Origin of the sequence: Exiguobacterium marinum DSM 16307, assembly GCF_000620845.1 — a bacterium.
Taxonomy (GTDB): domain Bacteria; phylum Bacillota; class Bacilli; order Exiguobacteriales; family Exiguobacteriaceae; genus Exiguobacterium; species Exiguobacterium marinum.
Window position 1 is genome coordinate 2,174,269 of the sequence record NZ_KK211189.1, and the last position, 24,890, is coordinate 2,199,158.

Sequence of the window (24,890 nt, forward strand, 5' to 3'; positions counted from 1 at the left end):
GAAATCCTCGCATTCTCTTCACAGAAAAAACACAATATGAACAAAATACACTTAACTCTCTACAAAGATACCATATTTCTTTATAAAATACGCCTTTTATGCTTGTGAAATAGCGAGTTTTTTGTGTCGATAGTGTGATATTTGTCACACCTAATGTGCTTTACTAATATTAGAATAACGTTTTTGATAACGATTGCAAGCTTTTCCATTTCGTTTTTCGAACAGAAAGCCGTATAATAAGTATGGCGAAAAAAATATAAATAAACAAGGCACAATTTTATCGGATTTTGATTAGAAGCAGGTGGTAATGCATGCATAAAAAACTCGCGTTTTTCTCAGGGTTTGTCACCCTCGGAATGATGCTTGTCCTCATCATGGGTGGAACCGTGACGAAGACGGACTCAGGGGATGGTTGTGGGACGGACTGGCCACTCTGTCACGGAAAATTGATTCCAACGAACCCGAGCGTTGAAACGATGATCGAATACAGTCACCGTGTAGTATCTGGCTTTGAAGGCCTTCTCATCATTGCGCTCGCAATTTGGACGTTCATCGCTGTCAAACGTCGTATTGATGTAAAAATCTTTGCATTTCTCGCATTTATCTTCATGCTCATCCAATCGATCATTGGAGCAGGAGCAGTCATATGGCAACAATCAGATGCCATTTTGGCACTTCATTTCGGTATCTCTCTCGTCTCATTCGCATCGCTACTCATTTTGACGATTCTCTTATTCGAGGGCGACCGAGAACATCAGGCTGTATCAAAGAAATTGCGCGCTCATCTGTACGGCCTTTCTATTTATACGATGATTGTCGTCTATACGGGAGCGTACGTCCGACATTTAGGAGCGACTTACGCTTGTGTCGGTTGGCCGATTTGTGACCAAAATGTATGGACGTTCGAATCTTATGTTCAAATGGGACATCGATTGATGGCGGGGCTCCTTGTCCTGTACACATTATTCGTTCTCTACTTAGCGAAGAAAGAGATGGATCAGTTGATCGAACGTGGGATGATGGCGTCCCTCTTCTTCATCCTTCTTCAAGTCGGAACAGGAGCATGGATCGTACTTGGTGGCCACGCCACATATGTGCCACTTCTACACGCATTCTTGATTACTTGCTACTTTGGTATTCTGTCATACCTTTCTTACCACGCTTATCGATCGACAGCTCGGAAAGATGTAGCACGACTGAAAGACATGAATGGATAACTCAAACAAAAAAGCGCTTCAGCGCTTTTTTGTTTACAATTCTTTAAATCGTTCGAGGGCACGTTCTCTCGCTTCTTTATGGTCGACAAGCGGCTTCGGATAATCTTCCCTTTCCGACGGGTCCGGGAAGTGAATTGACTTATCTGACACATGCTTCAGTTCCGGCACATAATGTCGAATGAACGTTCCGTCGGGGTCAAACCGTTCAGATTGCGTCGTCGGATTGAAGATGCGGAAATATGGCACGGCGTCTGTCCCAACCGAAGCAGCCCATTGCCACCCCCCGATATTCGACGAGGCCTCGTAATCAATCAGTTTCCGTTCGAAATAAAGTTCCCCTTTTCGCCAATCGAGAAGGAGATGTTTCGTCAAGAAAGATGCGACGATCATACGCAGACGGTTGTGCATCCACCCGGTCTCATTCAACTGACGCATCGCTGCGTCTACAATTGGATAACCGGTCTCCCCGTTACACCATTTTTCAAACTGTTCATCATTTTCTTCCCATTCAAGCGACTTATATTTGGGATTGAACGGTTGTTCTTTCAATCCGTGGAACTTTGCCATGACCATGTAGTAAAATTCGCGCCACAATAGTTCGTCGTAATACGTGTCGCGTCCTTTCGACTGTTTAGCGGACAATACCTGTTCGGTGATGGTTCGAATCGACAATACACCGGTACGTAAGTATGGGGACAATCGACTCGTTCCTGCGATGCTTGGAATGTCACGTTTCTCACCGTAATCGACCATGCGATCATTGACGAAGCGGGTCAACCGTTTCTTCGCCTCGGTCTCCCCTAACCCTTTCCACTCGCGTTCACAACGTTTGAACAAGTCTTTTAGTTCACTCGGTATTTCATTCTTTGTGCTAATGAATTGCGCTAAGCGATCGACATCCACATCGTAAGGTTTCGGCGGCTGTTCGGAATATGCCGCTTTTTTGAACGGGGTGAACACCTTGTATGGATCACCGCTCTTTGTCTTAAACGCATCAGGTTGAAACAGATGCCGGTCAAGCAGTCGTACGACTTTCACTTCTTCACCAAGTGCTTCGATGACGCGATCGTCGCGCTGTTTGAATGGTTCCACATATTCCGCATTAAAATAAAGAACGTCGATGTCACCGAGCTGTTTCACGAAGTCAGCTTCTGACTCGGCGACGAGGACACGAAGTCCTAACCCATCCGCTTCTAAATCATCCATAAACGTACGCATTGTCGAAAAGAAGTAGTCGTGGCGTACCTCAAACGGATCACAATATTCAGGGTTTAACCAAAAAACAAAATCTAGGTCGTCACCTTCCCCCATATCTTTCAAAGCACGGTGTAGCATATGATTATCGGTCAGTCTAAAATCGGATCGGAACCAACATACTCGTTTCATGATTTTCACTCCTATCTACAAAAAAGAAGCATAGCGAACTATGCTTCTTTTGATTATACAAATTCAATCAACAAATCGTCACTTTGTATTGTGTCGCCTTCTTTTATGTGGATGGCTTTAATCTCACCATCTTGTGCTGCTTGAATGGTCGTCTCCATCTTCATCGCTTCCGTGACGAGCAGCTGCTCCCCACGATGAATACGACTGCCTGGTTCAACCAGTACTTTCAAGACAGAACCTGGCATCGATGCACCAACTTGTTTCGGATTCCCCCGGTCCACTTTCGGACGGCTCGTCGTCGCCGACTTGACGTTTACGTCTTTGATTTCAATCTCACGTGGTACCCCGTTCATCTCATAAGAGACGAGACGAATGCCATCTTCGTTTGGTGCACTGACTTGCACGAGCTTAATAATCAACGTTTTCCCAGTCTCGATTTCAACATGGATCGTCTCGCCAACGTTTAGTCCATAGAAGAACGTTAACGTGTCGAGCACCGATACGTCACCATATGTCGTTGTATGTTTGATATAGTCTTCATACACTTTCGGATAGAGCGCATGGGCGAGAAGCTCAAAGTCCGTGACCGGTCGTTCGAATTTCTCGAACAGTTCTTGACCTGCAGATTTAAAGTCGTACGGCTTGATCAGTTTACCCGGACGAACGTTTAGTGGTTCTTCCCCTTTCAAGATGACTTGTTGCACTTCTTTCGGGAATCCACCAGGAGGCGTCCCTAACTCACCTCGCATCATTTCGACGACCGAGTCTGGGAAGTCTAACTGATGACCACGCGTCATCACATCTTCTTCCGTCAAGTTGTGCTGGACCATGAAGAGCGCCATGTCACCGACGACTTTTGATGACGGTGTCACCTTGACGATATCACCGAACAACATATTGACCCGTGCGTACATCGCTTTGACTTCTCCCCAACGGTCTCCGAGTCCGACTGCTTTCGCCTGTTGTTGAAGGTTTGAATATTGCCCCCCTGGCATCTCATGTTCGTATACAGACGGATGTGGAGCGCGCATATCACTTTCAAACGGTTCATAGTTGTGACGAACGTCTTGCCAGTAGTCACTGATGACTTCATAGTGTTTTGGATCAATCTTTGGTTGACGTTCATGATGGTTGAGCGCATACACTAAGCTTCCACCTGAAGGCTGTGACGTCATCCCTGACAACGAGCTCGCAGCAACGTCTACGATGTCAACCCCGGCATCTGTCGCCCGTGCATATGTGAAAATCCCGTTTCCGGATGCATCGTGTGTATGCAGATGAATCGGTAGATCGACAGCATCTTTCAATGCCGATACGAGTGCATATGCAGATTCTGGCTTCAAGAGACCAGCCATATCTTTGATTGCCAAGATATGGGCACCACTCGCCTCAAGCTTCTTCGCAAGATCGACGTAGTAAGGTAAGTGATATTTCGGGCGGTTACCGTCATATAAATCGCCCGTATAACAGATGGCCGCCTCTGCCACTTTCCCTGTCGGTAATGTCGCATCAATCGCAAGTTGAATCGACTCTAAGTTGTTGAGACTGTCAAAGATTCGGAATATATCAACACCTGCATAAGCCGCTTCATGTACAAACTTCTCAATGACATTGTCTGCATAGTTTTTATATCCGACCGCATTCGCACCGCGGAGCAACATTTGAATCAAGACGTTCGGCATCTTCTCACGAAGCTTCATGAGTCGAACCCATGGATCTTCAGACAAGAAGCGATAAGCGACATCAAATGTCGCCCCTCCCCACGCCTCGACCGAGAACAATTCCGGCATCAGTTTGCTCGTTGGCTCCGCGATATTGAGGATGTCCTGCGTCCGCATACGTGTCGCGAGTAATGACTGATGCGCATCACGCATCGTCGTATCTGTCAATAACAGTTCAGGTTGATGCTTGATCCAGTCGGCGAGCCCATCAGGTCCGAGTTCAGTCAGGATTTGTTTCGTTCCTGGCTTCGCTTCTGACGGGAGGTTATGCGGGATTCGCACTGAACGGCTAATCGGCTTATCCTTCAATCCGACACCAGGGAATCCGTTCACCGTGACGTCTCCGATATAGTTCAACAGTTTCGTTCCACGGTCTTTCCGTTTCGGGAAAACGAAAAGCTCTGGCGTCTCATCGATGAACGACGTGTTGTAGTCGCCACTGATAAAATTCGCATGTTTCATCACGTTAATCAAGAATGGAATGTTCGTTTTGATTCCACGGATCCGGAATTCATTCAAGTTTCGAACCATTTTTGAGGCAGCTTGTTCAAATGTCATCCCATGTGTCGACAATTTAACGAGAAGCGAGTCATAGTATGGAGAAATTTCTGCACCGACATATGCGTTCCCACCATCCAAACGGACACCAAAGCCGCCCGGTGAACGATACGCCATAATTTTTCCAGTGTCCGGCATGAAGTTGTTGCCTGGGTCTTCTGACGTAACACGTGACTGAATCGCGTATCCGAGAAGTTTAATGTCCTCTTGTCGTGGCATTTGAATCATATCGCCGTGAAGCGACTCGCCTTGAGCGATCATCAGTTGTGTTTGAACGATATCAAAGCCTGTCACCATCTCGGTAATGGTATGTTCGACTTGGACACGCGGATTGACTTCGATGAAGTAGAACGATTCGTCTTCAGTCACCAAAAATTCGACCGTACCGGCGTTGACATATCCAACGTGCCGCATAAGTTGAACCGCTGCATCACAAATCGCTTGTCGAGATGCTTCAGACAACGTCACACACGGAGCCACTTCGACGACTTTTTGGTGGCGACGCTGAACCGAGCAGTCACGTTCGAACAAGTGAACGATGTGACCATGCTCATCCCCGAGGATTTGGACCTCGATATGTTTCGGACGTTCAACTAATTTTTCTATGTACACTTCATCAGAACCAAACGCTTGTTTCGCTTCTGATTTCGCACGTTCAATTAAATCTTTCATTTCGGCTTCCGTACGAATGACACGCATACCGCGTCCCCCGCCACCCATAGATGCTTTGACCATAAGCGGGAAACCGTGCTCGTTGGCAAACGCCTCCGCATCTGCGTAAGATGTGAGTGGACCGTCTGATCCCGGAATGACAGGGAGTCCAGCGGCTATTGCACTTTGGCGTGCACGTACTTTGTCCCCGAAGGCATGTAGGTGCGACTCGTGAGGTCCGACGAAGATAATCCCCTCTTCGCGGCAACGTCGTGCCAACTCGATATTTTCAGAAAGGAATCCATATCCTGGGTGAATCGCATCACTGCCCGATTCTTTAGCGATGCGAATAACGTCTTCGATATCGAGATACGCATCGATCGGCTTTTTATCCAGTCCCACTAAATAGGCCTCATCGGCTTTAAAACGGTGTAACGAGCCGCTATCTTCTTGCGAATAGACGGCCACGGTCCGAATGCTTAACTCCGTTGCCGCTCGGAATACCCGAATGGCAATTTCCCCACGGTTTGCAACAAGTAACTTTTTGATTGCTTTCAAATGAAATCCCCCCATTAATGAAATTAGATATTGATATTACCTGATCACGTGAAGCGGTGAACGTTGTACATTTTCTTCTGACTTCACTCGAATTTCTTCTCGTCTTGTCGCTTCTTGATGACGATTTCGCATCGAGATACTACTGAGCACACCGAGAACCCCCATCATCATAATGAGCGATGTCCCACCATAACTGACAAGCGGTAAGGTCACCCCTGTCCCTGGGAACCAACCGGACATCGCACCGATGTTGATGGCCGTTTGAACAATGATTTGTGATGCAATACCAAACGAGACGAACATCGCAAAATGATTATCCGCATGATTGGCGATATGAATCGCGCGAAACGCGATAAAGAAGAGTAATACCAAAACCGTCAACACACCGAAGAACCCTAACTCCTCAGCAATGATCGACATGATGTAGTCAGTCTCAGGTTCTGGCAAATACCCATACTTTTGAAAACTGTTCCCGAGCCCGACACCGGTCAATCCTCCATGCACAATCGAAATGATCGACATGAGCAATTGGTGACCATATCCTTCCGGGTCCATAAATGGGTTGAACACGACTTCAATCCGGCTTCGTTGATTCTCCGAGAAGATGGTCGTAAACAATAAGAAGACAACTCCAATCCCCGCTAAAATACCAGGAATCAAAACCCGAAGTGGTGCCCCGACACCGAACCACATAAGTAGCATGATGGAACCGAGAACAAACAATCCACCCATATCCGGTTGACCGTTGATCGCGATGGCATAGAGCGAGAAGTAAAAGAGGACCGGTACTAAAAAGAAGGCACCGATTTGTGCGCGCCACCCTTTTTTCACAATGGCGGCTCGGGCTAGTCGACCCGGTAACCCTTTCAACTCGTTATTCCATAATTCATGGTAGTAATTCGCAAGTAAAATGATGAGAACGAATTTTGCGATCTCGACCGGTTGAATCGTGAACCCTCCGATGATGAGCCAAGCCCGCGCCCCATTTAACGGCGGCATCGCCCATGTGACAAACAGCAGAATGACCGACACCGTATAGAGAGTGAGGCGAAGACCTTTTTTACGAAACATCTCATAACGGAATAACGTCGCAAACAAGTAGACAAAAATCCCGATCCCAACGTAGATGAGTTGGCGATAAAATAAGCTACTATTTGCGTAATCCCCACGATTCCATACGCTCGCGCTATAAATCATGATGGAGCTGATCCCTACGAGCAAGAGCACTGACAAAAACAACGCAAAATCAAAATACCGAAACCGTGTTTTCATGTATTCACTTCCTTATGTACAACAATCCGACAACCTTTATAAAAAAATACTCAAACAGCGCCACTTGCACAGTTTGAGTATAAGGTTCATAATTCTGAAGCTTCTGCCAAGGCAGACAACTTTTGTTCCAATGAATCGAGCAGTCCTTTACCTTCAATGTCTGAAATGAGTCCAAGACGAACCGCAAAATCAATTTGGCGCGATAGTCCAAACATATGTGTATCAAGCACCTCTTCATAAAGCGGGCACTTCGGCATTTTAAGGTTTTCTAACTGTACTTCAATCAGACAACGGATTTTTTCAGCATCCGCCTCGAGTAATTGAAGCGCTTGCTCCCGTTGGATTGCAGCCAAATTTGTCGCCACTACGACCCCTCCTCCGTACGATGACAGACTGTTTGTCATAACTCAACTGTACATTATCTTTCATCATAATTCAATGTACAGTATAAATGAATGCGACATTCTTCCTTTTTCCATTTTAAAAGAAAGAACGCTATAATGAAACATGTAATGTGCATGAAGGGGGACGTAATCATGATATTTCCACTAGACGGATCGGTTCGCCACAGTTTGACGATTGACCCGACCGTATGGATTTTTGACGAACGGAAACGAAAGATTGAAGATTTGAATGCGGTGACAGTGAATGACCGTGATGCCTACTATGCGAAAATGGGGAAAGCATGGGATGATGGATTATCACAAGGAACCAGAATCGACCACAATAAACCGATGTCACGACAAGACAAGGACGAAGCACTACGCGATTCGTTCGCCATGCCGCTCGCCCCATTTTTGAACAACGCTGAACCTGTCGACTTGGCGACACATATACGATTCTATGGCGACACGATTTTGACGATTCCACTCAACGAGGCGCCACGCGTGTATTTACAATTTTCAAAAGACGGAAAAGTACTCGCTGATGGTCCGGTCTATGTGTTGTATGAGGATCAAGTCATTCGTCAAGTCAACCACATCACCGTACTGAGCAATCAATGAGGAGGAAATTTCCTTCTCATTTTTTTGGACTTTTTAGTTCATAAAGTGTAACATATAGTGTATTGATTATAATGAATCTATGAAAGGTTGTGACGCTTACGATTCCTTTATGGAAACGAAATTTAATGGTAGTTTGGATCGGTAGCTTCTTGACTGCCGCTTCGATGAGTCTTGTTCTACCATTTCTTCCACTATTCATTGAACAGCTCGGTGTGAAGGACCCAGATCATGTCGTCACCTGGTCTGCTGTTGCGTTTGGTGCGACATTCCTCGTTGCCGCAATCGTCTCCCCAATGTGGGGCCGATTAGCTGACCGAAAAGGGAGAAAACTGATGCTGATCCGGGCCAGTCTCGGTATGGCCGTCGTCATGTTTCTCATCAGCTTCGTCCAAGATGTCTATCAACTTGTCGGGTTGCGCTTACTCATGGGTGCCGTCTCTGGATTTATCTCGGCCGGTATCACCTTGGTCGCTTCCCAAACCCCTAAAGAGAAAAGTGGCTGGGCGCTTGGTACCCTGTCAACCGGTGGCATCACCGGAGGTCTTTTAGGCCCGCTTATCGGCGGGTTGCTCGCAGACTGGATTGGGCTTCGATCCGTTTTTCTCTTTACCGGAAGTGCACTCTTCCTGACATTTCTCATCACGCTCTGGTTCGTCAAAGAAGATTTCGTTCCCGTGAAGCGTGATGAGCTCGCTTCGATGAAGTCCATTTTCGCTTCACTGCGACATCCTCAGTTGATTGTCGGACTGTTTGTGACAACGTTCCTTATTCAGTTCTCGACACAATCCATCGGACCGCTCTTGACATTATATGTACGTGAATTGAACCCGCATACGACCTCGCTCGCTTTCATGGCAGGTATCGTCGCATCCGCCCCAGGACTCGCCGCTCTCTTTTCAGCTCAGCGCCTCGGACGCTTATCGGACAGATACGGGGCAGAACGTATCTTGTTTTGGGCACTGCTTCTCTATAGCGTTTTCTTAATTCCGCAAGCATTCGTCACATCGACGACCCAACTCATTTTACTGCGCTTTGGAATTGGATTCGCGACAGCCGCCTTGATGCCATCGGTTCAGTCACTCTTACGCCAACACACTCCCGTATCGGCGACGGGTCGAATCTTTTCGTATAACCAGTCCGCTCAATTTATGGGGAATTTACTCGGGCCGCTATTCGGTTCTCAAATCGTAGCCTATTTCGGTTTTTCGGCCTTGTTCATCATCACGGGACTAATCATGATCTCGAACGCTTTCTTAGAACGGACGAACGTCCAGTCGCTACAACTCGATACAAAATAACGCCGGGCAAGGTGCTCGGCGTTATTTGTCGTGCATCCGTCATAGTAAATCTGCAGCCAATCTTGCGAGCGACGAACGCTCCCCTTTCACCAGCCGGACATGCCCGAAGACATTTTGTCCTTTGAACCGTTCCACCGCATACGTCAATCCGTTCGAATATTCATCCAAGTACGGATGGTCGATTTGGTATGGGTCACCGACGAGTACAATTTTTGAGTTCTCCCCGACTCGGGTGAGAATTGTTTTGATTTCGTGCTTCGTTAAGTTCTGCGCCTCATCGATGATGATGAACTGGTCAGGCATGCTTCTACCTCGAATATAGGTGAGCGCTTCGAGCTGAATCGATTTCATACCGGCTAATATATTCCCGAGCTCGTCTTTTGAATTCGCATTAAATAAAAATTCCAGGTTATCATAAATCGGTTGCATCCATGGGCGAAGCTTTTCTTCCATTTCCCCTGGCAAGTAGCCGATATCATTCCCCATCGGCACGACCGGGCGAGCGACGACCAGCTTATTGTAACGCTGTTCATCTTCAACAAGCGAGAGCCCTGCTGCTAGAGCAAGGAGCGTCTTACCGGTACCAGCTTTCCCAAGTAAAGTGACGAAAGGAATATCATCTCGAAGCAACAGGTCGAGTGCCATTCGTTGTTGGACGTTTCGCGGGTGAATTCCCCAAATGTGGTCAGCGTCGAGCGCCAATGGTCTTATGATTGGTTGAAGAGCATCGACTACCGCAAGTACACTCGCCTTTGAGACATTACTTTTCAAGACGACAAACGAGTTCGGATAAAGGACTTGTTGGGTAAAGGCGGATGTTGGTAGTTGACGAACCTTATAAAATTCATCGACGAGTGACTGGTCGACCTCAATTTCGCGGTATCCAGCGTACAAGTCAGTTGTATCCACGATATGGTCTGTCAAATAATCTTCTGCATCGATTCCAATCGCATCTGCTTTCACTCGGACTAATATATCTTTTGAGACGATGACGACTTTTCGATTTTCATCATCCTCATATTGTTTCATTAGTTTCAACGCGACGACTAAAATCCGATTATCGTTCGTCATCACGTCAAAAGGAATATCGACCTGATGCTCGTGACCAATCTCGACAAAGAGACGGCCCCCGTTTTCAAGTGGCACGCCATCATGAAGTTTACCTGTTGCCCGAAGTTGGTCCAAGACACGCGACGTTTCACGAGCATTCCGTCCAACTTCATCCATGTTTCGTTTTTTACCATCAAGCTCTTCTAAGACGATGGCCGGAATGACCACATCATGTTCTTCGAATTGAAATAAGGATAGCGGATCATGTAGAAGTACGTTCGTATCTAAGACATACGTTTTTTTCATAGACTTTGCCGCCCCTCGAATATAGGATGGTGGTCAAGAATGAAGGCTTTCTCCCACTTCACGGTCTAGCTTCTCCGCCGCACGGATATCATACGTTTTTGTGATTTCAGGCTGAGCGTAGGATGCACCATAAAACGAGATGTTCCTCACTTCTTCAACATGCCCTTCGAAAAAACGAAGATGAAGGCTCGGTTTGATCGATGGCTCAAATTCTTGGATGGATGAAAGCAAGACGTGATAAGATTGACCATCTTCGATAAAGATGAGACCTGCCGTCTTTTCAGTCGTCAAGATGGTGACGATGTGTGAGTTTTTGGTCAAAGCAAGTCGAATCGTGACAGCATCGAGTGCTTGCACCCAACTGATGGCATGGCTTATTGGCCAACGCTTCGCCTCATCAAAACCGACGAGAAATGTTAACGGCATGTCATTTAACAGACGTTCTTGCGCGGATGTCAATTCAAACGTTGCCTTACTCGCCATTCAACTCCCCTCCTTTTAATCGGGTATGGTTGTACCATTCTCCCTTACCGGTTTAATTCCCTGCTTTCAACGGATGAAATCATGCTATACTCATCCTATAGAGGAAGGTGAGAAAATGCGTGTAAAATGTTCTCTTTGCGATAAAATCGAAACGATCGATTCATGGTCATTTGAAGCAAAACGATTGCGCAATAAACCGGCTAAAACGTATATGTGTCAAGAGTGTCAGGCGCGAATCAGCGAACGAACCACCGAACGCGCTGCATCTGGACAATTTAAGTTATATCCTACATTTCGTCAAAAACGAAATTGGTAATGCAAACGGGCGCCTCCGAAGAGACGCCCGTATTTTTTATCCTTCAACTGCATCTTGACGACGGTTCCACCAGAGGCGTCCCCGATAGATGGCCAACACAATCGCCATAACGGTAAGGACTTCCGGAATTGGCCAAGTGAAAAAGACGAGTGCCATCGTCCCTGCTCCAAGTGACAGAAGAATATAGACAATGAGTGACTTCCACCACGCCAACTGTTTCGCAAAACCAAGTTTAAAAACGAGAATCGTCAGTAAAATGACAACAACGACAAGTGCATTAAAACCGACGGAAAAGTCGTTCTGGTCGCTACCGACACCTAACATCGAGGCGATCCACGGAACGTCAATCTGTGTGATATCAATTGTTTGAGAAGCTTTCAAGACAATAAGTCCCCCTTTATTTCATACACATCCATTCTACACTATTCCACATAAAAGGGAACGCCGAAGCGTTCCCTTTTACCATTTATTCTTTACCAAGTTTACGACGCTTGTCAGCTTTCTCGCGTTCGTTTTTGTTCAACACTTTCTTACGGAGACGAATTGACTCTGGCGTGATTTCACAATATTCGTCATCGTTCAAGAATGTGAGCGACTCTTCGAGCGAGAATACGCGCGGACGTTTCAAGACTTGTGTAGAGTCTTTTGCCGAGGCACGCATGTTTGTCAACTGCTTCCCTTTAACAGCGTTGATGGCAAGGTCGACGTCACGGTTACATTCACCGATAATCATCCCTTCATATACATCCGTACCTGGCTCGATGAAGATCGTTCCACGGTCTTCAAGGGCACCGATTGAGTAGGCTGTAGACTTACCAGGCTCGATACAAACCATGACACCGCTGCGACGACCGCCGATGTCAGCCTGAATGAACGGACGATACTCTTCGAACGTGTGGTTCAAAATCCCATATCCGCGTGTCGCAGACAAGAACTCGTTACGATAGCCGATGAGACCACGTGAAGGAACGATGAATTCCATACGTGTTTGTCCATTGTCGTTCGTGTTCATGTTCGCGAGTTCCCCTTTACGGAGACCGATTGATTCCATGACAGGTCCTGTATACTCTTCTGGAACATCGATGAGAACGCGCTCGAATGGCTCAACTTTCGTACCGTCTTCGTCTTCACGAATGATGACTTGCGGCTTAGATACTTGGAGTTCGTATCCTTCACGGCGCATGTTTTCAATCAAAATTCCGAGGTGAAGCTCTCCACGTCCAGATACAACCCATTGGTCCGGTGAGTCAGTCGCTTCGACACGAAGTGAAACGTCTGTCTCGAGTTGCTTCAAGAGACGCTCTTCGATTTTACGCGCTGTGACAAAGTCCCCTTCACGTCCTGCGAACGGTGAGTTGTTCGTCATGAAACGCATTTGAAGTGTCGGTTCATCGATACGAAGAAGCGGAAGTGCATCCTCTTTCCCAACCGGTGTGACCGTCTCTCCGACGTTGATGTCTTCCATACCGGCAACTGCAATCAAATCTCCAGCTTTCGCCTCTTCGATTTCAACGCGTTTGAGTCCGAAGTAACCAAACAATTTTGTGACGCGAAGTTGCTTGATTGACCCATCCGTCTTACAAAGTGAAACTTGTTCTCCGACGTTAATTTTCCCGCGGAAGACGCGGCCTACACCGATTCGACCGAGGTAGTTGTCGTAGTCGAGCATTGTGACTTGGAATTGGAGCGGCTCATCCGAGTTATCGATTGGAGCCGGTGTGTTTTCAAGAATCGTGTCGAGCACGTGAGTAATGGTATCTTCTTGTTTTTCTGGATCAGGATCGAACGAACTTGAACCGCTGACAGCCGATGTGTAGACGACAGGGAATTCAAGTTGATCTTCATCTGCACCAAGGTCAATCAAGAGATCAACGACTTCGTCGACAACATCAAGCGGACGAACCATAGGCTTATCAATTTTGTTGACGACAACAATTGGACGAAGTCCTTGGTCGAGCGCTTTTTTCAAGACGAAACGAGTTTGTGGCATACAACCTTCACGCGCGTCGACGACAAGGATTACGCCGTCTACCATACGCATGATTCGTTCAACTTCGCCACCAAAGTCTGCGTGGCCTGGAGTATCGACGATGTTAATTCGTGTGTCTTTATAATCGATTGCTGTGTTTTTCGCGAGAATTGTGATTCCGCGCTCACGCTCGATATCGTTTGAGTCCATCGCACGTTCTGCGACTGCCTCGTTCGTCCGGAATGTACCAGACTGTTTCAATAATTCATCAACTAACGTTGTTTTACCATGGTCAACGTGAGCGATGATGGCTACGTTACGAAGGTTTGTTCTTACGTTCATGTAGTTATTCCTCTCTTATTTAAAAAATTTCAACTTTTCTTCAACTTTAAGAGTATAGCACACGTCACAGTACCTTTGTCGAGTGGAATCGACTGTGAACGTTTTCATTGCCTGTTTTTTATCATACAATAGGGAAGATAACAGAAAATGAGGAGGAGTCTCCATGCAGCTTATGTTTTTATTGATTGCTTTAGCCGTCGTCGCTGGATTTGTCGGTGTCGGCATCGGAGTTGCCGAAGGGAGCACCGCTATCATCTTAGGTAGTCTCGTGTTAAGTGGTGTCGCAACGTTCTTTGGCATCCAGTTACGCCGTCGCATTCTTTCAGACCGTCAATCTTCATGAAAACAAAGGTGTAGCTTTGACTCAAGTCAAAGCTACACCTTCTTCATTAAAAGTTAAATCGGACGCGTCAAACAGACGCGATCTCGTAGGAGCAATCCATCTTCTTCAATCACATCGTATCCATGGTTGATAAAGTAATCCCGTTCAACCGAGTCGAATCGGAAACCGGCTTGTTGATAAAAGCGAAGTTGCATGATGCTAGAGTTTCCCGTACAGACGAGGAGTTCTTTTCCGCCGAACGATGATGCCCGCTTCACTGCATCCTGTAGCATTCGCTGTCCGATTGTTTGGTTTTGGCGTTCCGGCTTCACTGCGATATTCACGAGTTCGACCCGTTCCACCTCGTGTGACACTAACATGTATGCACCCACGATTTCACCACCGAGTAACGCTTTGAACGTACGCCCTTCCTGAAATTGTTTTAGGACCATCGCTTCATTCGGATTCGCTAACACGAGGAGATCCCGGACTTCTTCATAAGACTCCTGCTCCACGATGTGAAGATCTGGCTTCGCTTCGGCTGTCACCCCTTTTGCGATGACATAATGTTTGATGACATCGTTCACGAATGATTCGCTGCCTGCCAATACGGACGTTTTGCTATCATACTGAATCGGTTCACCGTATACAGAAACGACACGCCCTCCTACTTCTTCTACGAGCAGCTTCCCAGCAGCATAGTCCCACGGCATATTACGCATCGTGATGTACCCGTCAACACGCCCGGCAGCTAGCCAGGCAAGTTCAAGTGACGCGGCCCCGTGCGCCCGTGTCCCAATCGAGTCCCGAACAATCGGAGCGAGGATTTCCGGGGCGATTTGATGGTTCGGCGTAACCCACGTGGCATTCATACTTAAAAAAGCATCTCGTACTTGATGTTCATGAAGAGTCGTCAACATCCTACCGTTTAACGTCGCACCAAAACCTTTTCGAGCCATAAACATCTCATCTGCCATCACATCATACACGAATCCATACTCCACGGCTCCATCAATCATTATAGCAACCGAAATCGCAAACATTCGTTTCTGATGAATGAAATTTAACGTCCCATCAATCGGGTCAACGAACCATACCGTCCCTGTTAACGTGTCCGGTGAGTCTGTCGTCCCTTCTTCCCCCATGATTTGATGGTGTGGAAATGCTTCTTGAATACGACGAACAATCAGCTGTTCCACCGCCCGGTCAATTTCAGTGACCAAATCCCCCTTTCCGGTCTTTCGTTCCACTTCATAACTTTGATCTATCTCACGACGAATTAACTCCCCCGCCTGTTTGATTAAATCGACTGCAAACCATTCTATCATCTGTGATCACCTCAACTGTATTGTACCAAACAAAAACCAGTATCCGCTCGGAATACTGGTTGAATGTGTGTAATGGTTAGGCTTCGAGACGCAATAATTCTTGGCGGTACTTCTCTAACCGATGCTTGCTAGCCTGAACTGTAGCATCATCTTGTGACGCCATCGCATCGAAGAGGGTTGCCAATTCATAATCAATCTCTAAGCGCAGCACCGGAATCCGTTTTTCTGCGTCTTTTCTTTTGAATGCCTCAATCACTTGTTTCATAAGATGCCACACTCCTTTTGTTGGGCTACAAGTTACGGTTTAATGAGTTGAATTGAGTATATCAGATAAAATCTGAAAAAGAAAGAGAATTGTCTGACTATTTTGAATTTTTTATCTTACTGGATATATTCCCAATTTTGAGCCCCTTAAACCTGAATCAGTGTTAAAGAACTGTACCCGATTTAAAAGAGAAATAACAAAAAAGTATGCCTCAAATTGCACAGGCATACTTAGACTTACAGTTTGATTCTTTTATTCGAGGACTTCATTGCCGCTTGTACGGTACGATAAGTGGAATATCCCGTCTGCTCGTCGTGAACCGCGTTCAGTTGTTTCTCCTCTGACTTAGATGTTACGATTTGTTTGAAGGTCCGATATGCGTCGAGGAAAACTTCCCGCTCGACTCCACCTTCATTCGCCTGTGCGACGACATTATAAAACTCAACGACATCAATCAATTCGTCTGTCGTCCAATCCGGATTGATTGGATAATTGATTTGCATATTGTTCACCTCGACACTCATTGTAACAACAAAAAAAACTATTGCAAGTTGAGCTAGAAATCTCTATAGTTTTTTTGTTGCTTCTTTTTTAAATCAGCATATAACGTAACGATATCTTTCATCATATAAATAAACTGTTTCCAAGGGGGATTTACGATTGAAATTAAAAGGTGCTACTCAGCTCGAAACGCCACTATTTGACACGTTGCTTGAACATGTCGACTCGAACCCGATAGCGTTCCACATTCCCGGTCATAAAAGCGGGAAAGGGATGGACCCGGAGTTTCGTGACTTTATCGGCGAAAATGCCCTCAAAATCGATTTGATTAACATCGCCCCACTCGATGATCTCCATCATCCAAAAGCGGCAATCGCTGAAGCGGAACGCTTAGCGGCAGAGGCGTTCCGTGCTGATGAGACCTTTTTCTCTGTACAAGGAACTTCGAGCGCAATCATGGCGATGATCATGGGTGTCGTCGGTCCGAATGAGAAAATCATCGTGCCGCGTAACGTCCACAAATCGGTCATGTCTGCTCTTGTCCTCACCGGAGCACACCCGGTCTTCATCCATCCAGAATTCGATGAGACGTACGGTATTGCGCATGGAATCACAGCTAGCGCGGTAGAACGTGCTCTCGAACTTCACCCTGATACAAAAGCTGTGCTCGTCATCAACCCGACTTATTTCGGTGTCGCCGGTGACTTAGAACGCATCGTTTCCGTCGCCCATGCGCAAGATGTTCCTGTTCTCGTCGATGAGGCACATGGGGTTCATCTCCCGTTCCACAATGAACTTCCTCTTTCAGCTATGCAAGCTGGAGCTGATGTGGCCGCTACGAGCGTACACAAACTTGGGGGCTCGATGACTGGAAGCTCCATTTTGAACGTACGTCGTGGTCTCGTTTCACCGGAACGGATCCATGCGATGCTTTCAATGATTACAACGACCTCAACGTCTTACTTGCTCCTTGCTTCTCTCGATGCTGCACGTCGACAACTCGCGACAAAAGGGCATGAGATGAACGAACGGGCATTAGATCTCGCTAGAACGGCCCGTACGGCCATCAGTCATATGCCCAACTTGTCTGTATACGGGCATGCCGAGCTTCATTCTGAATCGACTTACGCACTCGACGAGACAAAAGTGCTCGTATCGGTACGTGAACTCGGTGTAACAGGATTTGAAGTCGAGAAGTACCTCCGAGAAAAACACCGCATCGAAGTGGAAATGTCGGATTTACTGAATGTTCTCTTCATTGTCACATCAGCAGATGATGAGTCGACAATCCAGGCATTGATCGATGCGATGCGTGACGTTGTATCCGTTTATCAGAAGTCCGGAAATGAATCGTTATCCATCATGCTCCCGGAAATCCCGCCACTCGCGCTTAGTCCACGCGACGCATTTTATGAAGAAACGGAGACGATCCCTCTCGAGAACGCGGTCGGACGCATTTCAGCGGAATTCATCATGGTGTACCCTCCAGGGATTCCGATTATCATCCCAGGTGAATTGATCACAACGTCGACGCTCGACTATATCATGGCCAACATCGAAGCAGGACTACCGGTTCAAGGTCTCGAAGACGAGTCGCTCCAAATGATTAAAGTCATCCAACAAACAAAAGCGATTCGTTAAACAAAAAAATGAGCCGGTCATTACGACCGGCTCATTTTTTATGTCATCTCAGAAAAGGTGGCTGTAGATGATCGAATTGCTTCCCCTGTTACCTATTATAAGAAAACGCTTACATTTTTTCAAGTATCAATTTCCTCTGATTCTTTTATTTTTTCAGCTAAACAAACCCGTAAAAATTCAGCGACGTGCGCCGTATCATTCAAGTTGATACCTAGCATCGGATATAATTGGCGCGGCTCTTCTAGCGCATGTTGATCGAGAAGGGCCGATTGTCCGGTTTGCATACATACGACCAACACTTTTCCCATAAACTGATGAGTGTACACAAACCCAAAATCATAACGTGCAGCTTCTGTTTCGATTCCAGTGAATCTTACGCGACTCGTCTCGGATACGGTATATAATAACTCCTCATCGAATGCCATCAGGATTCCCTCCCTTCTCTCTTCACAAGTATTTTCCTTTATACTATGAGTATGAAACCTAAACAAAGGAGCGTTCGACATGAAAATTGCATATGCCTCACAATCAGATCAAACCGCACTCGTTCAATTGATGCATCAGTTATGGCCTGACGCACCGATTGACGAACTCCAGATGGAGGTCAAGCTCGGTCTCACTTCAAAGAAGATGCATTATTTCATCGCATCCTCCGACACGGGAGGAGCCATCGGTTTCTGTCAACTCAGTTTCCGGTATGATTATGTGCCCGGTTCGTCTGCATCCCCGACTGCCTACGTGGAAGGTGTCTATGTCATCGAATCAGCACGACATCAAAGTGTTGCATCGCATTTGGTTGAGGCTGCCTCTACCTTTGCCACACGTAACGGGTGTATCGAACTGGCTTCGGATACCGAACTTGAAAATAAAGACAGCCAACAGTTTCACAAAAAAATTGGATTCAAGGAAGTCGAACGCATCGTCACCTATATAAAAAACCTCTCTCACGATTCGTGAGAGAGGTTCATTGCCGCTATTATTTTACAACGTGGATTGGCATCCCCATTGCGATTTCAGCAGCTTCCATTGCCATCTCACCGAGTGATGGGTGAGCGTGGATTGTAAGCGCGATATCTTCAGCAGTCATACCAGCTTCAATTGCAAGACCAAGCTCAGCAATCATATCTGATGCGCCAGTACCCGCAATTTGAGCACCGATCAAGAGACCGTCCTCTTTGCGTGTGATAAGCTTCATGAAGCCGTCTGGCTCGTCAAGTGCGAGTGCACGACCGTTCGCTGCGAATGGGAATTTCGAAACTGTGATTTCGAGCCCTTCTTCTTTTGCGAGTGGTTCTGTGTAACCGACAGTTGCGAGTTCAGGATCAGTGAAGACGACTGCAGGGATTGCAGAGTAGTCAAGGTAAGCTGGCTTACCTGCAGCTGCTTCTGCTGCAATCTTCGCTTCGTAAGAAGCTTTGTGTGCAAGTGGTGGTCCAGGAACGATGTCACCGATTGCGTAGATGTTTTCGTTCGATGTTTTACACTGGTCATCGATTTCAATGATGCCACGGTCGCTAATTTTCACTTCCGCGTTTTCAAGACCGATATCGCCTGTGTTTGGACGACGACCAACTGTGACGAGGACATAGTCCGCTTCAACAGATTGCTCTTCACCGTTTACTTCAAACTTAACGGTTACGCCGTCTTCCGTTTCTTCAACACCTTTAGCAAGTGCATTCGTGTGGATTGTGACGTTTCCTTTTTGTTTGAGTTTCTTCTTAACGATTTGCGTCATTTGTGGTTCGAAACCAGACAAAATGTCGCTAGCGCCTTCTACAACGACGACTTCTGTATCGAAGTTAGCGTATGCAGTTCCAAGCTCCATACCGATGTATCCACCGCCGATAACGACGAGTTTTTTCGGTACTTCAGGAAGTGCCAATGCACCAGTTGAAGAAAGGACGCGTTTTGACCATTTGAACGATGGAATCTCGATTGGTGTAGAACCAGTCGCGATAATCGCTTTTTTGAATTTGTAAGGAGTCGAGCTATCTTCTGTGATGACACGAACTGTGTCTTCAGAAGCGAAGAACGCTTCACCTTGAAGGATTTCAATCTTGTTTCCTTTAAGGAGACCTTTGACACCGCCAGTTAATTTGTTAACAACTGACTGTTTCCAGTCTTGAACTTTTGTGAAGTCCACTGACACGTTGTCAGACGAGATCCCCATTGAATCGTGTCCTTTTGCGTGTTGGAAGTTGTGTCCAGCTGTGATTAACGCTTTCGACGGGATACATCCTACGTTCAAGCAGACACCACCGAAGTTGCCTTTCTCAACGATCGTTACTTTCATTCCGAGCTGTGCGCCACGGATTGCGGCAACGTATCCACCAGGACCGGCACCGATGACAAGCAAATCAGTTTCTTGTGCGAATTCTCCTACTACCATGTTCTTATCCCTCCATCATTAGAAGTGCTGGGTCTTCGAGCAAGCGTTTCACCATGTTAAGAGCGTTTTGTGCAGTCGCACCGTCGATGAGGCGGTGGTCAAAGCTGAATGAAAGTGCAAGGACTGGCGCGGCAACGATTTCACCGTTCTTCACGACAGCTTTCTCAGCGATCCGGCCGATACCGAGAATCGCAACTTCTGGGTGGTTGATGACAGGCGTGAACCATTGTCCACCGGCTGAACCGATGTTTGTGATTGTGATTGATCCGCCTTTCATGTCGTCCCCAGCGAGCTTGCCTTCACGAGCTTTACCCGCAAGTTCGTTAATGTTTGTAGCAAGTGAATAGATTGATTTACGGTCTGCATCTTTAACGACTGGTACAACGAGTCCGTTGTCTGTGTCAGCTGCGATCCCGATGTTGTAGTAGTTTTTGTAAACGATTTCTTCGTTCACGTCATCGATCGAAGCGTTGATTGTTGGGAATGCTTTCGCTGCAGCAGTCAATGCTTTCACGACGAATGGCAAGTATGTGAGTTTCACACCTTGGTCAGCCGCGACTTGTTTGAAGTCTTTACGGAGTGCGACGAGTTTTGTAACGTCGACTTCGTCCATGAGTGTAACGTGTGGTGCAGTGTGTTTCGAGTTAACCATTGCTTTCGAGATAGCTTTACGGATTCCACGGATTTTCTCACGTGTTTCAAGCTCTGGAGTCGCTGACTCGTAAGGCTTGATTTCCGTTTTCGCAGCTGCTGCCGGTGCTACAGAATCTGTTTTTTCTGTTGTAGCTTCTGCAGACGGTGCTTCACCGTTCGCGAATGCATCGATGTCTTCTTTCATGACACGACCGTTGTCGCCAGAACCGCTCACTTCACGGATATCGACACCTTTTTCACGTGCATATTTACGGACAGATGGCATTGCGATGACACGCTCAGATTTGTGAAGTTGAACGTCGCGTGGCGCGTCTTCTTTCACTTCTTCTTTTACGTCTTCTGTTTTCTCTTCTGCTTTCGGTTGTTCAGGAGTCTCTTCTTCTTCTCCTGCTGGTGCATCGCCTTCGATGTCAAATGTAACGAGGACGTCACCGACTACGGCAACTGTACCTTCAGAAACTTTAACCTCTTTGACTGTACCGTCGACTGGAGCCGGGATTTCAACGACTGCTTTGTCGTTTTGTACTTCCAAGAGAACATCATCCTCTTTGACCGTATCCCCTGCTTTTACGAACCACTTGACGATTTCACCTTCGTGAATACCTTCACCGATATCTGGTAATTTAAATTCAAATACTGCCACTGGTTTTTCCTCCCATCAATTCATCATGTAAACACGATAAGGGAGACAAATCTCCCTCATCGTTTATTCGACACGATCTTAGAAGTTCACAACTTCTTTAACTTTTGCAACGACATCTTTATGGTCAGGCAACCACATGTCTTCACCTTGTGCGAATGCGAAGACTGTGTCTGGTGCAGTCACTCGAAGAACTGGTGCTTCGAGGTGAAGAATTGCGCGCTCTTGAATTTCAGTTACAACGTTTGCTGCGATTCCTGCTTGACGTTGTGCTTCTTGAACGACGATCGCACGACCTGTTTTCTTAACAGACTCTACGATTGTCTCAATATCAAGCGGGCTCACTGTCATGAGGTCGATGACTTCAACGTTGATGTTTTCTTTTTCAAGCTCTTCCGCTGCTTTAAGTGAAGTGTGAACCATCGCACCGTAAGTGATGATTGAAACGTCTGTCCCTTCACGTTTCACATCTGCTTTACCGAGTTCGATTGTGTAATCACCTTCAGGCACTTCGCCACGGAATGAACGATACAATTTCATGTGCTCGAGGAACACAACCGGGTCGTTGTCGCGGATTGACGCGATCAACAAACCCTTTGCATCGTAAGGAGTTGATGGAATAACGACTTTTAGACCTGGTGACTGAGCCATTAAACCTTCAAGGCTGTCCGCGTGAAGCTCAGGTGTCTTAACGCCACCACCGAATGGTGAACGGATTGTGATTGGTTGGCTGTAAGCGCCGCCTGAACGGTAACGCATACGTGCCATTTGAGCTGCGATTGAGTCGAAAACTTCGAATACGAATCCGAAGAATTGAACTTCCATGATTGGACGGAATCCAGTAAGGCCTAGACCGATTGCAAGACCACCAATCCCTGATTCAGCGAGTGGCGTGTCAAAGACACGGTCTTCGCCGAGCTCGTCTTGGAGACCTTCCGTCGCACGGAATACCCCACCGTTTTTACCAACGTCTTCTCCAAAGAGAAGTACTTTCTCGTCGCGTTTCATTTCAACGCGCATCGCATCAGTAATCGCTTGGATCATTGTCATTTGAGCCATAACTTACTTCGACTCCTTTGCAGTATATTCTTCAAGCTGTTCTTTCAAGTTTGAAGGAAGTTCTTCATACATGTTGTTGATGAAGTCCGAAACTTTTTGTTTTGGTTCTTTGTCAGCTTGGCTGATTGCTTCTTTCACATCTGCTTTCGCTTGCTCGATCACTTCGTTCTCCATATCCTCGTTCCAAAGTTTCTTGTTCTCAAGGAAGAGACGGAAACGAACAAGTGGATCTTTTTCTTGATACTCAGTATCGAGTTCTTTTGTACGGTAACGTGTTGGGTCATCCCCAGCAAGCGTATGTGGTCCGTAACGGTATGTGAGTGACTCGATGAGTGTAGGTGTTCCTTCGAGTGCGTCTACACGAGCTTGTTGTGTCGCTGCAAGCACTGCAAGAATGTCCATTCCGTCTACTTGGATTCCGTTGATTCCAGCTGCAACAGCTTTTTGCGCGATCGTCTTAGCTGCCGTCTGCTTCTCAACTGGCGTCGAAATAGCGAAGCGGTTGTTTTGAACGACAAAGATTGCTGGTGATTTGAATGCACCTGCAAAGTTCAATCCTTCGTAGAAGTCACCTTGTGATGATCCGCCGTCACCGGTGTAAGTAATGGCGACATTTTTGTTGCCGTTGCGTTTGAGACCCATTGCCACACCCGCAGTTTGAACGATTTGTGCACCGATGATGATTTGCGGCATCAATACGTTGACACCTTCAGGGATGCGGTTTCCTGCCACGTGTCCACGTGAGAACAAGAATGCTTGATAGAGCGGAAGTCCGTGGAATACGAGTTGTGGAATATCACGGTATCCTGGAAGAATCCAGTCCTCTTTGTCGAGCGCATATTGCGTCCCGATCATCGTCGCTTCTTGACCTGCCACTGGCGCGTAGAATCCTAGGCGTCCTTGACGGTTAAGTGAGATGGCGCGTTGGTCCCAGATTCGAGTATAGACCATGCGGCGCATGAGCTCCTGAAGTTGCTCGTCCGTTAAGTCAGGCATTGCGTCTTGGTTGACGACCTCACCCTTCTCGTCGAGAATACGGAACGTTTGGAAATTTTCTTCCACGTTTTGAAGTACCTGAACGTTGTTCATTCGTTTCACCTCATCCTTTCAACTATGAGACAATTGTCTTTTTTGTGATCAAACACTATCTCAAATCTTACGTGTATCTGTCCAAAAAAGCAATCTGTATTAACGTGATTCAGGAAAGTTATTCTATCCTGCCGTTTCCTTGTTAGTATAAAACGGGTTGTTACAATAACGCAAAAAATATGCTCACTAAAATAAACCGCTTACATTGAAGGGATATTACGTCTTTTTTACCGCTGTATTATTTTCATTTCACCTTCTGTACCATCCACATTACTTCCTGTTTAAATATGATATAATTAAACGTATACGTTTGATAGAAAGGAAGTTGTGTATGTTAACAATGAAAGATGTGATTCGCGAGGGAGATGAACGGCTTCGCGCTCGCTCAACTGAAGTACCGATTCCGCCAAAAGAAGAAGATTTGGCATTACTCGACGAGATGGAGACGTTCCTCGTCAATAGTCAAGATCCAGAAATGAGCGAAAAATATGAGCTGCGGGGCGGTGTCGGAATCGCTGCTCCACAACTCGGCGTGAACCGTCGTTTCTTCACGATACTGCTTCAAGAAGAGGAAGAGACATTCAAACTCTCCATCTTCAACCCTAAAATCACGAGCCATTCCGTCGAACAAACATTTTTAAATGGTGGGGAAGGCTGCTTATCGGTAGACCGCGTGGTCAAAGGAAATGTACCTCGTTTTCGTCGAATCACATTAGAAGGGTTCGACCGAGACGGGAAGCCGATTAAGCTTCGCTTACGCGGAATGCGCGCCATCGTCTGTCAGCACGAGCTCGACCATTTGGACGGAATTTTGTTTTATGACCGCATCAATACAGCGAACCCGTTAGAAACTTACGGCGAACCGATTTAA

General features: G+C 46.6%; 24 protein-coding genes. 8 read left to right on the forward strand and 16 right to left on the reverse strand.

The annotated features are described in order from the left end of the window. Positions 1-311: 311 nt before the first annotated feature. Positions 312-1,217: a COX15/CtaA family protein gene (locus P400_RS0111540; protein ID WP_026826350.1), complete on the forward strand. Its 906-nt coding sequence runs from the start codon at positions 312-314 to the stop codon at positions 1,215-1,217. A gap of 33 nt (positions 1,218-1,250) precedes the next feature. On the opposite strand, the gene P400_RS0111545 is transcribed toward P400_RS0111540, so the two are convergent. The 4 genes from P400_RS0111545 to P400_RS0111560 form a co-directional block, all read right to left on the reverse strand. Continuing rightward, entirely contained in the window at positions 1,251-2,603 is a 1,353-nt protein-coding gene (locus P400_RS0111545) for a cryptochrome/photolyase family protein (protein ID WP_026826351.1), read from the reverse strand. 53 nt (positions 2,604-2,656) lie between these two features. Further along, positions 2,657-6,106 carry a pyruvate carboxylase gene (locus P400_RS0111550; RefSeq protein WP_034771139.1) on the reverse strand — a complete coding sequence of 1,150 codons (3,450 nt, stop codon included), beginning with the start codon at positions 6,104-6,106 and terminating at the stop codon, positions 2,657-2,659. 21 nt (positions 6,107-6,127) lie between these two features. Next, a complete protein-coding gene (locus P400_RS0111555; RefSeq protein ID WP_026826353.1) occupies positions 6,128-7,363 on the reverse strand; it encodes an FtsW/RodA/SpoVE family cell cycle protein in 1,236 nt (411 codons plus the stop codon). 86 nt (positions 7,364-7,449) lie between these two features. Next, on the reverse strand, positions 7,450-7,728 hold the full coding sequence (locus tag P400_RS0111560; RefSeq protein ID WP_015881276.1) for a YlaN family protein: 279 nt from the start codon (positions 7,726-7,728) through the stop codon (positions 7,450-7,452). A gap of 171 nt (positions 7,729-7,899) precedes the next feature. On the opposite strand from P400_RS0111560, the gene P400_RS0111565 reads away from it, so the two are divergent. After that, positions 7,900-8,367 carry a hypothetical protein gene (locus P400_RS0111565; protein WP_026826354.1) on the forward strand — a complete coding sequence of 156 codons (468 nt, stop codon included), beginning with the start codon at positions 7,900-7,902 and terminating at the stop codon, positions 8,365-8,367. Positions 8,368-8,492: 125 nt separating this feature from the next. After that, complete coding sequence (locus tag P400_RS0111570; RefSeq protein WP_026826355.1) at positions 8,493-9,665, forward strand: multidrug efflux MFS transporter; 1,173 nt, start codon at positions 8,493-8,495, stop codon at positions 9,663-9,665. 39 nt (positions 9,666-9,704) lie between these two features. Here the strand turns inward: P400_RS0111570 and P400_RS0111575 are convergent, their stop codons facing one another. After that, positions 9,705-11,021, reverse strand: coding sequence for a PhoH family protein (locus tag P400_RS0111575; protein WP_026826356.1), 1,317 nt, complete (start codon positions 11,019-11,021; stop codon positions 9,705-9,707). 33 nt (positions 11,022-11,054) lie between these two features. Next, complete coding sequence (locus P400_RS0111580) at positions 11,055-11,504, reverse strand: PNPOx family protein (RefSeq protein WP_026826357.1); 450 nt, start codon at positions 11,502-11,504, stop codon at positions 11,055-11,057. Between the two features lie 115 nt (positions 11,505-11,619). On the opposite strand from P400_RS0111580, the gene P400_RS0111585 reads away from it, so the two are divergent. Further along, the gene (locus P400_RS0111585) at positions 11,620-11,820 is read left to right on the forward strand and encodes a YlaI family protein (RefSeq protein ID WP_026826358.1); all 201 of its coding nucleotides are present in this window, start codon (positions 11,620-11,622) and stop codon (positions 11,818-11,820) included. Positions 11,821-11,856: 36 nt separating this feature from the next. Here P400_RS0111585 and P400_RS0111590 read toward each other — a convergent pair whose 3' ends face one another. Together P400_RS0111590 and typA are read right to left on the reverse strand one after the other, a co-directional pair. Further along, a complete protein-coding gene (locus tag P400_RS0111590; RefSeq protein ID WP_051545981.1) occupies positions 11,857-12,201 on the reverse strand; it encodes a YlaH-like family protein in 345 nt (114 codons plus the stop codon). A gap of 85 nt (positions 12,202-12,286) precedes the next feature. Further along, entirely contained in the window at positions 12,287-14,131 is a 1,845-nt protein-coding gene (gene typA / locus P400_RS0111595) for a translational GTPase TypA (RefSeq protein WP_026826360.1), read from the reverse strand. Positions 14,132-14,294: 163 nt separating this feature from the next. Here typA and P400_RS0111600 point away from each other — a divergent pair, with 163 nt between their 5' ends. Then, positions 14,295-14,474 carry a DUF5325 family protein gene (locus P400_RS0111600; protein ID WP_026826361.1) on the forward strand — a complete coding sequence of 60 codons (180 nt, stop codon included), beginning with the start codon at positions 14,295-14,297 and terminating at the stop codon, positions 14,472-14,474. Positions 14,475-14,527: 53 nt separating this feature from the next. Here P400_RS0111600 and P400_RS0111605 read toward each other — a convergent pair whose 3' ends face one another. From P400_RS0111605 to P400_RS0111615, 3 genes are all read right to left on the reverse strand, one after another. Continuing rightward, positions 14,528-15,781 (reverse strand): inositol monophosphatase family protein, encoded by a 1,254-nt coding sequence (locus tag P400_RS0111605; RefSeq protein WP_026826362.1) that lies wholly within the window; start codon positions 15,779-15,781, stop codon positions 14,528-14,530. A gap of 76 nt (positions 15,782-15,857) precedes the next feature. Continuing rightward, complete coding sequence (locus P400_RS0111610) at positions 15,858-16,046, reverse strand: hypothetical protein (protein WP_015881266.1); 189 nt, start codon at positions 16,044-16,046, stop codon at positions 15,858-15,860. Positions 16,047-16,282: 236 nt separating this feature from the next. Beyond that, positions 16,283-16,549: a UPF0223 family protein gene (locus P400_RS0111615; protein ID WP_026826363.1), complete on the reverse strand. Its 267-nt coding sequence runs from the start codon at positions 16,547-16,549 to the stop codon at positions 16,283-16,285. Positions 16,550-16,706: 157 nt separating this feature from the next. Here P400_RS0111615 and P400_RS0111620 point away from each other — a divergent pair, with 157 nt between their 5' ends. After that, the gene (locus P400_RS0111620) at positions 16,707-18,188 is read left to right on the forward strand and encodes an aminotransferase class I/II-fold pyridoxal phosphate-dependent enzyme (protein WP_026826364.1); all 1,482 of its coding nucleotides are present in this window, start codon (positions 16,707-16,709) and stop codon (positions 18,186-18,188) included. A 119-nt stretch (positions 18,189-18,307) separates the two neighbouring features. Here P400_RS0111620 and P400_RS0111625 read toward each other — a convergent pair whose 3' ends face one another. Next, positions 18,308-18,613: a DUF3055 domain-containing protein gene (locus P400_RS0111625; RefSeq protein ID WP_034771146.1), complete on the reverse strand. Its 306-nt coding sequence runs from the start codon at positions 18,611-18,613 to the stop codon at positions 18,308-18,310. 79 nt (positions 18,614-18,692) lie between these two features. On the opposite strand from P400_RS0111625, the gene aac(6') reads away from it, so the two are divergent. Then, positions 18,693-19,145, forward strand: coding sequence for an aminoglycoside 6'-N-acetyltransferase (gene aac(6'), locus P400_RS0111630; protein WP_026826366.1), 453 nt, complete (start codon positions 18,693-18,695; stop codon positions 19,143-19,145). Between the two features lie 19 nt (positions 19,146-19,164). Here aac(6') and lpdA read toward each other — a convergent pair whose 3' ends face one another. From lpdA to pdhA, 4 genes are all read right to left on the reverse strand, one after another. Next, complete coding sequence (gene lpdA / locus P400_RS0111635; RefSeq protein WP_026826367.1) at positions 19,165-20,577, reverse strand: dihydrolipoyl dehydrogenase; 1,413 nt, start codon at positions 20,575-20,577, stop codon at positions 19,165-19,167. A 4-nt stretch (positions 20,578-20,581) separates the two neighbouring features. Next, entirely contained in the window at positions 20,582-21,874 is a 1,293-nt protein-coding gene (locus tag P400_RS0111640) for a dihydrolipoamide acetyltransferase family protein (protein ID WP_026826368.1), read from the reverse strand. A 78-nt stretch (positions 21,875-21,952) separates the two neighbouring features. After that, positions 21,953-22,930, reverse strand: a complete 978-nt coding sequence (locus tag P400_RS0111645; protein WP_026826369.1) for an alpha-ketoacid dehydrogenase subunit beta — start codon at positions 22,928-22,930, stop codon at positions 21,953-21,955. Positions 22,931-22,933: 3 nt separating this feature from the next. Beyond that, entirely contained in the window at positions 22,934-24,019 is a 1,086-nt protein-coding gene (gene pdhA / locus P400_RS0111650; RefSeq protein ID WP_026826370.1) for a pyruvate dehydrogenase (acetyl-transferring) E1 component subunit alpha, read from the reverse strand. 331 nt (positions 24,020-24,350) lie between these two features. Here pdhA and def point away from each other — a divergent pair, with 331 nt between their 5' ends. Beyond that, a complete protein-coding gene (def, locus tag P400_RS0111655) occupies positions 24,351-24,890 on the forward strand; it encodes a peptide deformylase (RefSeq protein WP_026826371.1) in 540 nt (179 codons plus the stop codon).

Excerpts from the sequence above, each read along its gene's own strand:
- P400_RS0111540 (WP_026826350.1), top strand. The coding sequence starts at position 312 with ATGCATAAAAAACTCGCGTTTTTCTCAGGGTTTGTCACCCTCGGAATG.
- P400_RS0111545 (WP_026826351.1), bottom strand. The coding sequence starts at position 2,603 with ATGAAACGAGTATGTTGGTTCCGATCCGATTTTAGACTGACCGATAAT.
- P400_RS0111550 (WP_034771139.1), bottom strand. The coding sequence starts at position 6,106 with ATGGGGGGATTTCATTTGAAAGCAATCAAAAAGTTACTTGTTGCAAAC.
- P400_RS0111555 (WP_026826353.1), bottom strand. The coding sequence starts at position 7,363 with ATGAAAACACGGTTTCGGTATTTTGATTTTGCGTTGTTTTTGTCAGTG.
- P400_RS0111565 (WP_026826354.1), top strand. The coding sequence starts at position 7,900 with ATGATATTTCCACTAGACGGATCGGTTCGCCACAGTTTGACGATTGAC.
- P400_RS0111570 (WP_026826355.1), top strand. The coding sequence starts at position 8,493 with ATGGTAGTTTGGATCGGTAGCTTCTTGACTGCCGCTTCGATGAGTCTT.
- P400_RS0111575 (WP_026826356.1), bottom strand. The coding sequence starts at position 11,021 with ATGAAAAAAACGTATGTCTTAGATACGAACGTACTTCTACATGATCCG.
- P400_RS0111580 (WP_026826357.1), bottom strand. The coding sequence starts at position 11,504 with ATGGCGAGTAAGGCAACGTTTGAATTGACATCCGCGCAAGAACGTCTG.
- P400_RS0111585 (WP_026826358.1), top strand. The coding sequence starts at position 11,620 with ATGCGTGTAAAATGTTCTCTTTGCGATAAAATCGAAACGATCGATTCA.
- typA (WP_026826360.1), bottom strand. The coding sequence starts at position 14,131 with ATGAACGTAAGAACAAACCTTCGTAACGTAGCCATCATCGCTCACGTT.
- P400_RS0111600 (WP_026826361.1), top strand. The coding sequence starts at position 14,295 with ATGCAGCTTATGTTTTTATTGATTGCTTTAGCCGTCGTCGCTGGATTT.
- P400_RS0111605 (WP_026826362.1), bottom strand. The coding sequence starts at position 15,781 with ATGATAGAATGGTTTGCAGTCGATTTAATCAAACAGGCGGGGGAGTTA.
- P400_RS0111610 (WP_015881266.1), bottom strand. The coding sequence starts at position 16,046 with ATGAAACAAGTGATTGAGGCATTCAAAAGAAAAGACGCAGAAAAACGG.
- P400_RS0111615 (WP_026826363.1), bottom strand. The coding sequence starts at position 16,549 with ATGCAAATCAATTATCCAATCAATCCGGATTGGACGACAGACGAATTG.
- P400_RS0111625 (WP_034771146.1), bottom strand. The coding sequence starts at position 18,613 with ATGGCATTCGATGAGGAGTTATTATATACCGTATCCGAGACGAGTCGC.
- lpdA (WP_026826367.1), bottom strand. The coding sequence starts at position 20,577 with ATGGTAGTAGGAGAATTCGCACAAGAAACTGATTTGCTTGTCATCGGT.
- P400_RS0111645 (WP_026826369.1), bottom strand. The coding sequence starts at position 22,930 with ATGGCTCAAATGACAATGATCCAAGCGATTACTGATGCGATGCGCGTT.
- pdhA (WP_026826370.1), bottom strand. The coding sequence starts at position 24,019 with ATGAACAACGTTCAGGTACTTCAAAACGTGGAAGAAAATTTCCAAACG.
- def (WP_026826371.1), top strand. The coding sequence starts at position 24,351 with ATGTTAACAATGAAAGATGTGATTCGCGAGGGAGATGAACGGCTTCGC.